Origin of the sequence: Acinetobacter sp. CIP 64.7, from assembly GCF_000369745.1 — a bacterium.
Classification (GTDB): Bacteria; Pseudomonadota; Gammaproteobacteria; order Pseudomonadales; family Moraxellaceae; genus Acinetobacter; species Acinetobacter fasciculus.
Genome location: NZ_KB850179.1, coordinates 1,197,578 through 1,208,789, shown reverse-complemented (window position 1 = coordinate 1,208,789; position 11,212 = coordinate 1,197,578). Strand labels below are relative to the sequence as shown.

The window sequence follows — 11,212 nt, the reverse complement described above, 5'->3', positions numbered from 1 at the left end:
GAGAAAAGGTACAATAAAATGATTGGAAAAATACGAGTTGTGATCGAACACATTAATAGTCAATTGAAAACATTTAGAATATTAAGTGAACGCTATCGAAATAGACGGAAAAGATTCGGCTTACGCATTAACTTAATTGCTGCACTCGTAAACCGGATAAACTTGCAATAATGACTTTCGCAAGAGATCTAATCAATGAGCTAAAATTTTATCAATTCTTTAATTAAAATAATATTATCCCGATAAAAGGTAATTTCTATCTTGTCACTAAATGTAAAATTATCAATTAAAAAAGACTATCTTTATTAAAAAAATAGCCTTTCAATCAATAGGAGCGATAAAACTTAACTTTATTTTTTTAGATTGCCAGCATGTAAGCCACATTCTTTATGGGTGGCTTCTTCCCACCACCAGCGGCCTTCGCGTTCATGCTGATTTGGCAGCACAGGGCGGGTGCAAGGCTCACAGCCGATAGAAACAAAACCTTTCTCATGCAGGGCATTATAAGGGACTTCCATCATACGGATATAACTCCAGACATCTGCACTGGACCAGTTGGCTAGAGGATTGTACTTGATCAACTGTTTTCCCGGACCGGAAAAACCTGAATCTGCCTGAACCACAGGAATTTCATTGCGTGTACCCGGACTTTGGTCTTTGCGCTGACCAGTAATCCAGCCATCCAGCGTCGCCAGTTTTTTACGTAGCGGTTGAACCTTGCGTATACCGCAACATTCCTGATGGCCATCTTCAAAGAAACTGAATAAACCTTTGGTGGTCACTAAATTTTGTACTGCATCCGTTTCAGGGAAGCAGATTTCAATCTCGATGTTGTAATGCTTACGTACCCGTTCAATAAACTGATACGTCTCTGCATGTAAACGGCCAGTATCCAGACTGAATACCCGGAACGGTTTACCGAGATGCGATGCCATATCAATCAATACAATATCTTCAGCACCAGAAAATGAAATCGCAATTTCACCTTGCTGGCTCAGTGCAAGTGCCAAAATTTCATTGGGCGATTTATCTGCATATTCAGATGCAAGTGCATCAATACGATCAATAGTAGGAATGATGGTCATGAGAATCCTGGCGATATAGGCTTGGAAAGGACATGGCCTATATTAATTAATTTCACCTCTATTTTAATAGAATTGATTTAATTGACTTATCACTAAAAAATAAATACTTATGAAAAAAATAGATTTAAAAAAGTACAGTACAAAATCTGTTGCTTCAGCTATGATAGTGCAAAATTTTTTCAATACAACTTAGAGGGAATGTTCATGGAAGTCGTATGTCTAGATTTAGAAGGTGTGTTGGTTCCAGAAATCTGGATTAACTTTGCCAAAAAAACCGGTATTAAAGAGCTTGAAGCGACGACTCGTGACATTCCTGACTATGATGTACTGATGACCCAACGTCTGAATATTTTAAAACAGCACGGTTTAGGCTTGAACGATATTCAGGAAGTGATTGCAGAAATGGGTCCATTCCCAGGAGCAAAAGAATTTGTGAAATGGGTGAGTACGCATTTTCAATTAATTATTCTTTCAGATACTTTCTATGAATTTGCACATCCATTGATGAAGCAACTGGATTGGCCGACGATTTTCTGTCATAAACTGGAAACGGATGAAGCGGGCATGATCTCAGCCTATAAACTTCGTCAGCCAGATCAAAAACGTCAGGCTGTTAAAGCACTGCATGGTTTGAATTTCCGTGTGATTGCGGCAGGGGATTCTTATAACGATACTACAATGTTAGGTGAGGCAGACCATGGTTTCCTGTTTGATGCCCCTGAGAACGTGATTGCTAAATTCCCGCAATTCCCGCCAATTCGTGGTTATGATGCGTTAAAAGAAGCGATTCGTAATGCTTCAGTACGTGATATTCCAGCTTAATATTTAAGTGTATGTAATAAAAGAAAGGGCGCTTATAGCGCCCTTTCTTGTTGAATACTAATTTTTTAACGCAATTAGAAACGGTAACCGATTTTCATACCATAGCCGATTGCATGGTTGTCTTCAAAGCTACCTTTTACTTCACCACCTGTTTGTGCTTGTGCATCTCCTAGCCAGAAGTATTTAACCCCAGCCTGGATAAAATAGTTTTCTGCAGGGCTGTATTGGCCGCCTAGACCGACACTCCAATAACCTTCAGTTGGACCCAAGGTGGTTACCGGGTTTCCTGCACCAGAGTCATAACCTACAGCAGCAGAGCCTGACCATTTAACGTTAAATTTATGACCTAAACCCACATTTGCAGACCATTGATCATCTGAATAATCGACAAGATTCTGCTGTTTTCCGGTGAGTGCGCCAGTTAGCTGAGATAAATAAGCAGGTTTTACTGCAAACTGATCCCAATGTACCCAGCGAATATTAGCAAAGGCTAAGGTATTTTTTGCAATGCCTGACTGTAAGTCAATGTTGACTGATTGTGGTGTAGTAATTTCCGCTTTATGGTAAGTTGGAATTACTGGTTTACCTAATAATGTGCCAGTTAATCCAGGAATATATAAAGCCCCATCTGTACCAAAACCGAAGGTTTCTGTGGTATCTAATTCATGTTTAATTTCAGAGCGATAAGTCACAGCAGCTTTTAAGGCAATTTCAGGAATAGAATATGCAAAACCAGCTAACCAACCGTAAGCTTCACTTTCTTTAAGGTCAATATCATAACCGCCAAGAACTTGCGGGCCTCTATAAGCTGTACCACGTAGGGAGACTTTCGCCTTTACGCTTTGATAGACAGGTCCGGCATAAACATTCCAGTTCTCATTTGGCTGATACCCTATAAGTGCTGTAATGCTATTGGTTTTTACTTCAACAGAAGTGCCTTCCAATACACCAGTATTGGTATTTACTGTAGCAAAAGCATTAGATTCAGGCGCATATTGAGAGTCAGCTCCAAATGGCTGGTCATAAAGTAAACCCAGAGATATTTTATCAGTTGCCTGAATTTTTATAGCAGCAGTAGGGAAGTAGTAATCTTCAGCCATATCGCTGACTTTATTGCCGGCATTGTCTTTACCTTGAACTTCTGGATCTAAAACAGAAATACCTGCTTCCGCATAGTTACCCGGCTGTAAAAAAGCAGAAATAGATTGACCAGAACGGTCTAAGCCAGCTGCTTGAACTGCAGAAAGAGGTAAAGTGCTAAGTAAAATAGCAGAATAAATTTTATTAAGCTTCATGGTACGTTCCCTGATGCCATCTGTAACAAAAATGTGATGGAAAAGTAACATAAATTTAAAAAGAGTAAATGCTCAGCTTTGTCGAAGAAATGAACTAAGGCGGTTAAGGAAAGGGCTTGATTAGAGTTTTTATACTAATTTTATTGGTATAAATATATGAAAAATATCAGATTAAATTAACTTTAAATAATGTGAAAGGATTGAAGTTCTGTTAATTTTAATTGGTGCTAAAATAATCGAATGATATGCAAGTGTATAAAATTAGAGTTAAAAAATAAAAACCACTCGAAAGTGGTTTTTATTTAATCAGAGCTTAGAAGCGATAGCCGATTTTCAGACCATATGCCCATGCATCGTTATCTTCAAATTCAGCAACATACTCAGGACCACCAGCTTGTGCACCAGTTTGTGCTTTTGCATCACCTAACATGAAGTATTTTACACCACCAGCAATGAAAGTGGCTGGGGTTGGGCTGTATTGAAGACCTAGGCCAACATTCCAGTAACCTTCAGTTGGACCAAGTGTAGATACAGGGTTGCCTGCACCAGAATCCCAACCTACTGATACGTTACCAGCCCATAGGTCATTAAATTTACGGCCTACACCTACAGTTGCTGAAATTTGGTCATCTTCATATTCAACCAGATTAAAGCCATTTGGACGAACTATTAGAGGGCCTACAGCTTCACTTACATTGCCAAATTGGTAAGGACGAATAGAAAAGTTTGACCAGTCTACCCAGCGTACATTAGCGAAAGCTACAGTATTTGCCATTACACCTGTTTGGAAATCCAAGTTTACAGATTGAGGTGTAGTAATTTTGGTTTTTCCAGAATCATCTAGAGTAGCAAGCTGAGCAGGAGAAACACCTAGACCACCTAATACAGTTGTTAGTAAAGGGAAGTTTAAAAGTGATAAGTCTTCAGAAGCTGAAATATCATGGTCAATTTCTGAACGATAAGTTACAGAAGCTTTTAAAGCAATATCTGGGATTTGGAAGGCTAAACCTGCTAACCAGCCTGTACCACTTGTTTCTTTAAATGTCGCATCATAACCATTGAAAAGGCTATATGCTTGACCGCGTAAGCTTAGATTCCCTTTAACGGTTTGATAGACACCACCACCATAGATATTCCAGTTTTCAGTCGGTTGGTAACCAAAAACTAAAGATAGGTTTTGAGTATCTACTTCAACTTTAGTATTGCCTTCGCCTAAGAAATTATTACCTGCAGCAAGTGCTCCAGTTAACTGTTGAAAAGCTGGACTACTTCTAACTTGTGCTTCAGCACCTGCTAGCGTTTGTTCATTTACTGGTGCTCCTAGGGCTTCAAGAGCTGCAACTGCTCTAGCGCGTACAATATTGTTTATTGCACCAGTTGATAAGATAGTGTCTGTACCTGGGTTTGAAGTAAAGACATTAGTGCCTTGGTATTCAGCATCAGCACCATATGGTTGATCATATAAAATACCAACTGAGAATTTTTCAGTAGGTTGAAACTTTAATGCTGCACTTGGGAAATAGTAATCACCAGCCATATCATCAATATTACGGCGTGTTTCACTTGTACCAGCTTCTTTACCAGATACATCTGGGTCTAGGACAGAAATACCTGCTTCAAAATAATTACCTGGTTGCAGGAAGGCCGCCATTGATTGGCCTGAACGATCTAGAGCTGCTGCAAAAGCACCCGTCATTGGTACAGTTGCAAGAATCATTGCAGTAGTTAATGTTTTTAATTTCATTTACGTCTTTCCTTGAGGTACAAATTTATATCTAGCGTTGTTGTTTGCACTTATTAAATTCTTGGAGATTTCGGGTATTTATCCGCAATCATTTGTTACTCCATGTGACAAAAATAGCACAATTAAAATAAGAGTAAATGCTCTAGAAAAAACTAATTAGTCTAAAAAAGCATCAAAATAGAGTTTTTACACCAAAAAATAGCCTCATTTTGAAATAAGTATTTGAAAGTAAAAGAAATAAAATAATGAAGAAAAAATGATTTTTTGTATAAAAAATATTCTAAAAATATGAAGATTAATGCTAATTTTTTGAAGTATAGATCACATTTTGAAAGGATGGTGCGCCCTGCGGGACTCGAACCCACGTCGGTCGCTTAGGAGGCAACTGCTCTATCCAGTTAAGCTAAGGGCGCGAAAAGAAGGCTATTGTACTGTAAAAAATACAAAAAAAAGTTATTGCCGAAGCAATAACTTTTAAGGACTCATAGCTACAGGAGTTGTCTAGGTATTTTTAGGCTTAAGTAACTTAAACAGACCGAACATGACCACAATCCAAAGCGGGATCATCAAAATAGATTCCTGGAATCCTTGCGTCCACATGATGTAAAGAATCGTAAGAATAAAACCAAGAACCAGAATGTTGCCTGCCGGAGACCACAGCGCAGGGAAGGAAGTCTTCTGTCCCAGCTTTTTCATGCTTTGAATAAACTTAAGATGGGTCAGCGTAATCATGGCCCAGTTCAATACCAATGCACCGACCACGATGTAAATCAGATGGCTTAAGGCATCTTCAGGCACGAAGTAGTTGAGTAGCACACAACCGAAAATCAGCGCGGCAGAGAACAATACAGCAGGAATTGGCGTACCTTGCTTATTCACTTTCATGAAAACTTTAGGTGCATTTCCTTGTTGAGCCAGACCATAGAGCATACGACTGTTGGCGTACATACCACTGTTATACACAGACAATGCTGCTGTCAGGATAATAAAGTTCAGTAAGTGTGCTGCCCAGTCAATGCCAAGCTGGCTGAAAATCATCACGAACGGACTTTTGTCCAGACCACCAAGTTCAAGCTGATTCCAAGGCACGAGTGACAACAGAATCGTCAAAGCACCGACATAGAAAATCAGAATACGGAAAACCACCTGATTAATGGCTTTCGGAATGGTTTTTTCCGGATTTTCAGCTTCTGCAGCCGCCATACCGATCAGTTCAATACCACCGAAGGCAAACATCAGGAAGGCCAGCATGTAGAACAGACCTTCAAAACCATTCGGGAAGAAACCGCCCGCGGTCCAAAGATTGCTAAAAGATGCGCCTGAAGAAGCATCAGCAGTCAGGATCAGATACAGGCCAAAGACAATCATCGAGATGACCGCAGTCACTTTAATGATGGAAAGCCAGAATTCTGATTCACCGTAGAATTTCACATTGCCGAGGTTGACCAGTGTAATCACGATAAAGAAAAACAGTACCGATGCCCAGGCTGGAATATGCGGCCACCAGTAGTTGATATATTTCGCAACTGCGGTAAGTTCGGTCATGGCTACCAGGATATACAAAATCCAGTAGTTCCAACCCGCAAGGAAACCGGGAAATTTTCCCCAGTATTTATAAGCAAAATGGCTGAATGAACCTGCGACAGGTTCATGAACAATCATCTCACCCAATTGACGCATGATTAAAAATGCAATCAGACCCCCAATGGCATAGCCTAAAATAATAGAAGGACCCGCAGATTGGATCACCTGTGCGGAACCTAAGAATAAGCCTGTGCCAATTGCACCGCCCATGGCGATCAACTGAATATGACGGTTCTTTAAGCCACGCTGAAGTTGTGAAGACTCGTTATTCAAAGTGTTCAGCCCGACAATGGAAAATGATAAGTGGCTGATTGTAATTGATCAGACTAAAGAAGCCTAGCCCATCCTAAGAATGAAATATTGTTGGAGGAATGATAAAAATTATTCATATAAATAACTGAAATAAAATATAAATGAATCAATATATTAATTTTATTGAAAGTGTAACTGACGAGTTCTCTGTTTTCTTGGATAAAACACAAATGCCGTTTTTTTATACTAAGGTCTGGCAGTCAAGCAGTTCTGCTTTCAACATACTATACTTTGAATATAAATATTGAATAACCCGTACGAAAACAAAGACAAGTCAAAGGATGAAATAATTCATGAGTTTTGCCGCCCAAATCAAGATTCCTGCAACCTATATGCGTGGAGGCACCAGTAAAGGTGTTTTCTTTAAGCTGGATGATCTGCCTGTAGCAGCACAACAGCCTGGCCGAATTCGTGATCAGCTTTTACTACGCGTGATTGGTAGCCCAGATCCATACGGGAAACAGATTGATGGTATGGGTGGCGCCAGTTCCAGTACCAGTAAAACAGTGATCCTGTCAAAAAGCCAACATGCTGATCATGATGTTGATTATTTATTTGGTCAGGTGTCAATTGACCGTCCTTTTGTGGACTGGAGTGGCAACTGTGGCAATCTGACCGCGGCAGTTGGAGCATTTGCCATTTCCAATGGTCTGGTCGATGCCGAACGTATTCCTGAAAATGGGTTATGCACGGTACGTATCTGGCAGGCCAATATTCAGAAAACCATTATTGCACATGTGCCGATGCAGAATGGACAGGTGCAGGAGTTGGGTGATTTCGAACTAGATGGCGTAACCTTTCCTGCGGCCGAAGTGCAGATTGAGTTTCTGGATCCAGCCGATGATGATGCCGAAGGCGGTTCGATGTTTCCAACAGGCAATCTGGTCGATACTTTGGAAGTGCCAAATATTGGCAGCTTTGAAGTGACCATGATTAATGCCGGCATTCCCACGGTATTTTTAAATGCGAGAGATCTCGATTATAAGGGCACCGAGCTTCAGGATCATATCAATAATGACGTGGCAGCCCTGACAAAGTTCGAAACAATTCGTGCCTATGCAGCCAAACAGATGGGATTGATTCAGGATATTGCAGAAGCCGTAACCCGACAACACACGCCAAAAATTGCCTTTGTTGCACCACCGAGCAGCTATACTTCTTCAAGTGGTAAAACCGTCACTGAGGCAGATACCGATATTCTGGTTCGGGCCTTGTCTATGGGTAAACTCCATCATGCCATGATGGGCACGGCTGCAGTGGCTATTGGTACGGCAGCTGCCATTCCCGGAACATTGGTGAACCGGGTCGCAGGTGGGGTAGAGCGTGAAGCGGTGCGTTTCGGTCATCCTTCCGGGACTTTGAGAGTGGGTGCACAAGCAAGTTTTGAAAATGGTGAGTGGAAAGTGAAGAAAGCGATTATGAGCCGTAGTGCCCGCGTATTGATGGAAGGCTGGGTGCGCGTACCAGAAGATGTTCTCGTTTAAAAGTCGTACATACATTTAGCCTGAATAAAACCACCATTTCTGCGGTGGTTTTTTTATTGTTTAAAATCTCTGACTTGCTTATTGGGTGTTGAATAGCAAATTTCACTAGAACAATTCGATTTATGGCTGAAAATTCAAGGCATTTCTAGGTACAATGCCTGATCACTGTACAGGCATTTATTCGCTTGTCATTTTATTCTTCTGGACTACGTATTCGAGGCGAATGTGTCATCTATCACTGACGTATCAACCCATGCACTCACTCAAGCACAACACCGCATTCAACAGGATTTATTGACCGCTCTGGAAGCCTTTGCCATTCCAGAACCGTTAAGGTCGGCAGTCCATCATGCTGTGATGCTGGGTGGTAAACGAGTACGTCCAGCGCTATGCTATGCCACCGCTGCATTAAAACCAAACCAGAATAGTGCTGCAGTACGCCGTGCAGCGGTTGCGATCGAGTTTATTCACTGCTATTCATTGGCCCATGATGATCTGCCGTGTATGGACAATGATTTGCTGCGCCGTGGCCAGCCGACATGTCATGTAGCTTATGGGGAAGATACCGCGCTTTTGGCAGGTGATATCCTGCAATCGATGGCTTTTGAAATTTTGGGTAGCCGTCTGTTTGATCAGGGGCCAGCGGTAGAAGCTTCCATTGTACTGAAGCAGATGCAGATTCTGGCGACAGCCTCTTCGAAAATGGTGAATGGTCAGGTTTTAGATTTGCAGTCTGAAGGCAAGAAAATCGATCAGCAAGCACTGGAAAATATTCATCGCAATAAAACCGGTGCTTTGATTAGCGCTGCGATCATGATGGCGGCGGTGACTATTTTTGAGGGTACCGATCTGGCCATTCCTAAATTACGTGAGTTTGGACAGGCGATTGGTCTGGCCTTCCAGGTACAGGATGATATTCTGGATATTATTTCCGATACCGACGTGTTGGGGAAAACTGCAGGTAAAGATGAACAGGTAGAGAAATCGACCTATCCGGCATTAATGGGTCTGGAGCAGGCCAAGGCCTATGCCCAGCAATTACATGATCAGGCGATCAATGCCTTGAACCATTTTGAAGGTCAGGCGGAAGAGTTGATGCAAATTACCCAGTTCCTGCTCACGCGCAAAAGCTGATTGGAGCATTATTTTCCTTAAAAGGTTTAAAGTAATTCCATAAAAAAAAAGAGGACTAGAAGTCCTCTTTTTTAGTTGCTACACAATTATTTGCTTTCGTTGTACAGGCGTTCAGCTTCTTCAAAACGGTCGGTAATTTCTGCTGTTGGTGCTTTACCCATCAGGCTCACCACCACAATTGCAAACATTGAACAGATAAAGCCAGGAACGATTTCATACAGGCCAGTGTCAGCAAACAGGTTCTTCCAGAAAATAACCACGACTGCACCCACGATCATACCCGCCAAGGCACCATTCAAGGTCATGCGTTTCCAGAACAGTGACAGGATAATTAATGGACCAAAGGCGGCACCAAAACCTGCCCAGGCATAAGCCACCAGACCAAGTACTTTGGATTCAGGATTGCCCGCCATCCAGATTGCCAGCAAGGCAATCAGCAGTACCATCAAACGGCCCACCCAGACCAGTTCTTTTTGCGAGGCATTTTTTCGCAGGAAAGACTTATAGAAATCTTCCGTCAGGGTACTTGAGCAGACCAGAAGCTGACAGCTTAAAGTACTCATTACTGCGGCAAGAATGGCAGCAAGCACCACACCTGCAATCCATGGATTAAACAGGATTTTGGTCAGTTCCATAAATACCGTTTCAGGATTGGCATTCACTGCAGCGGCCAGTTCCGGATGCTGCTGGAAATAAGCAATACCAAAGAAGCCGGCTGCCACCGCACCGCCCAGACATAGAATCATCCAGGTCATGCCAATACGGCGTGCATTTGGAATCGACTTGACCGAATCTGCTGCCATGAAGCGCACCAAAATATGCGGCTGGCCAAAGTAACCCAGCCCCCAGGCCAGTAGTGAAATAATCGCAACAAAGCTCAGATCACCCAGAATATTCATTGCTTGAGGACGAGCAGCTTCCAGTGCCAAAGTCACCTGGGACATATCTGAAAATGCCATCAATGTCACGATTGGCGTTAGCAACAGGGCGAAGATCATCAGACCCGCCTGAATGGTATCGGTCCAGCTCACAGCCAGGAAGCCACCAATAAACACATAGCTGATGGTGGCAATCGCACTGATCCAGAGCGCAGTGCTGTAAGACATGTCAAACATGCTTTCGAACAGACGCGCACCTGCAACCATGCCGGAAGCACAGTAAATCGCAAAGAAAATCAGAATCACGAAAGCCGAAACAATACGCAGGATTTTTTTCTGGTCGTTAAAACGATTCGAGAAATAATCCGGCAGGGTTAGGGCATTGTGCTGAACTTCGGTATGCACTCGGAGACGGCCAGCAACCAGCAGCCAGTTGAGCCAGGCACCAATAATCAGACCGATGGCAATCCACATCTCAGACAGGCCGGAAAGATAAATCGCACCGGGCAGGCCCATGAGGAGCCAGCCACTCATGTCGGAAGCCCCTGCAGAAAGTGCAGTTACGAAACTCCCTAAACGTCGGCCCCCTAAGATGTAATCGGAAAAGTTGCTTGTCGCGCGATAAGCCATCAGGCCGATCACCACCATTGCGACAATATAGAAAAGAAAAGTAATTAAGGTTGGATTTAGGGAGCTCATACGGTATCCATTTTTAAGTTGGACAGTAGATCGAAACAAGGAATAAGACAGCTGCGAAAAGCTTTAATCCGAAAGCCAGGCAACATCAAATCCAGTAGATTTCAAAAATAAACGCGAAATTTAACCATAAATTCACATTTTTTGCTGAGATTTTCTTGCGTCAATAAAAATAGGC

General features: G+C 42.3%; 9 protein-coding genes and 1 tRNA gene. 4 read left to right on the top strand and 6 right to left on the bottom strand.

What is annotated here, in order from left to right; genetic code table 11:
• A partial coding sequence (locus F890_RS18605; RefSeq protein WP_322111761.1) for a transposase family protein occupies nt 1–171 on the top strand: 171 nt, incomplete at its 5' end.
• A 179-nt stretch (nt 172–350) separates the two neighbouring features.
• On the opposite strand, the gene F890_RS12365 is transcribed toward F890_RS18605, so the two are convergent.
• On the bottom strand, nt 351–1,085 hold the full coding sequence (locus F890_RS12365) for a phosphoadenylyl-sulfate reductase (RefSeq protein WP_004279369.1): 735 nt from the start codon (nt 1,083–1,085) through the stop codon (nt 351–353).
• A 204-nt stretch (nt 1,086–1,289) separates the two neighbouring features.
• Between F890_RS12365 and thrH the strand changes: the two genes are divergently transcribed.
• Nucleotides 1,290–1,907 carry a bifunctional phosphoserine phosphatase/homoserine phosphotransferase ThrH gene (gene thrH, locus F890_RS12360; protein WP_005267145.1) on the top strand — a complete coding sequence of 206 codons (618 nt, stop codon included), beginning with the start codon at nt 1,290–1,292 and terminating at the stop codon, nt 1,905–1,907.
• 74 nt (nt 1,908–1,981) lie between these two features.
• Here thrH and F890_RS12355 read toward each other — a convergent pair whose 3' ends face one another.
• The 4 genes from F890_RS12355 to F890_RS12340 form a co-directional block, all read right to left on the bottom strand.
• Nucleotides 1,982–3,202 carry an OmpP1/FadL family transporter gene (locus F890_RS12355; protein WP_005104694.1) on the bottom strand — a complete coding sequence of 407 codons (1,221 nt, stop codon included), beginning with the start codon at nt 3,200–3,202 and terminating at the stop codon, nt 1,982–1,984.
• Between the two features lie 313 nt (nt 3,203–3,515).
• The gene (locus F890_RS12350; RefSeq protein WP_005267143.1) at nt 3,516–4,946 is read right to left on the bottom strand and encodes an outer membrane protein transport protein; all 1,431 of its coding nucleotides are present in this window, start codon (nt 4,944–4,946) and stop codon (nt 3,516–3,518) included.
• Between the two features lie 337 nt (nt 4,947–5,283).
• A tRNA-Arg gene (locus F890_RS12345) sits at nt 5,284–5,359 on the bottom strand.
• Nucleotides 5,360–5,447: 88 nt separating this feature from the next.
• Entirely contained in the window at nt 5,448–6,803 is a 1,356-nt protein-coding gene (locus F890_RS12340; protein WP_005247009.1) for an amino acid permease, read from the bottom strand.
• Nucleotides 6,804–7,135: 332 nt separating this feature from the next.
• On the opposite strand from F890_RS12340, the gene prpF reads away from it, so the two are divergent.
• Nucleotides 7,136–8,326 carry a 2-methylaconitate cis-trans isomerase PrpF gene (prpF, locus tag F890_RS12335; RefSeq protein ID WP_005267142.1) on the top strand — a complete coding sequence of 397 codons (1,191 nt, stop codon included), beginning with the start codon at nt 7,136–7,138 and terminating at the stop codon, nt 8,324–8,326.
• A gap of 225 nt (nt 8,327–8,551) precedes the next feature.
• Nucleotides 8,552–9,460 (top strand): polyprenyl synthetase family protein, encoded by a 909-nt coding sequence (locus F890_RS12330; RefSeq protein ID WP_005267141.1) that lies wholly within the window; start codon nt 8,552–8,554, stop codon nt 9,458–9,460.
• Nucleotides 9,461–9,546: 86 nt separating this feature from the next.
• Here the strand turns inward: F890_RS12330 and putP are convergent, their stop codons facing one another.
• Entirely contained in the window at nt 9,547–11,037 is a 1,491-nt protein-coding gene (putP, locus tag F890_RS12325; protein WP_005267140.1) for a sodium/proline symporter PutP, read from the bottom strand.
• Between the last annotated feature and the right edge of the window lie 175 nt (nt 11,038–11,212).

Excerpts from the sequence above, each read along its gene's own strand:
- F890_RS12365 (WP_004279369.1), bottom strand. The coding sequence starts at position 1,085 with ATGACCATCATTCCTACTATTGATCGTATTGATGCACTTGCATCTGAA.
- thrH (WP_005267145.1), top strand. The coding sequence starts at position 1,290 with ATGGAAGTCGTATGTCTAGATTTAGAAGGTGTGTTGGTTCCAGAAATC.
- F890_RS12355 (WP_005104694.1), bottom strand. The coding sequence starts at position 3,202 with ATGAAGCTTAATAAAATTTATTCTGCTATTTTACTTAGCACTTTACCT.
- F890_RS12350 (WP_005267143.1), bottom strand. The coding sequence starts at position 4,946 with ATGAAATTAAAAACATTAACTACTGCAATGATTCTTGCAACTGTACCA.
- prpF (WP_005267142.1), top strand. The coding sequence starts at position 7,136 with ATGAGTTTTGCCGCCCAAATCAAGATTCCTGCAACCTATATGCGTGGA.
- putP (WP_005267140.1), bottom strand. The coding sequence starts at position 11,037 with ATGAGCTCCCTAAATCCAACCTTAATTACTTTTCTTTTCTATATTGTC.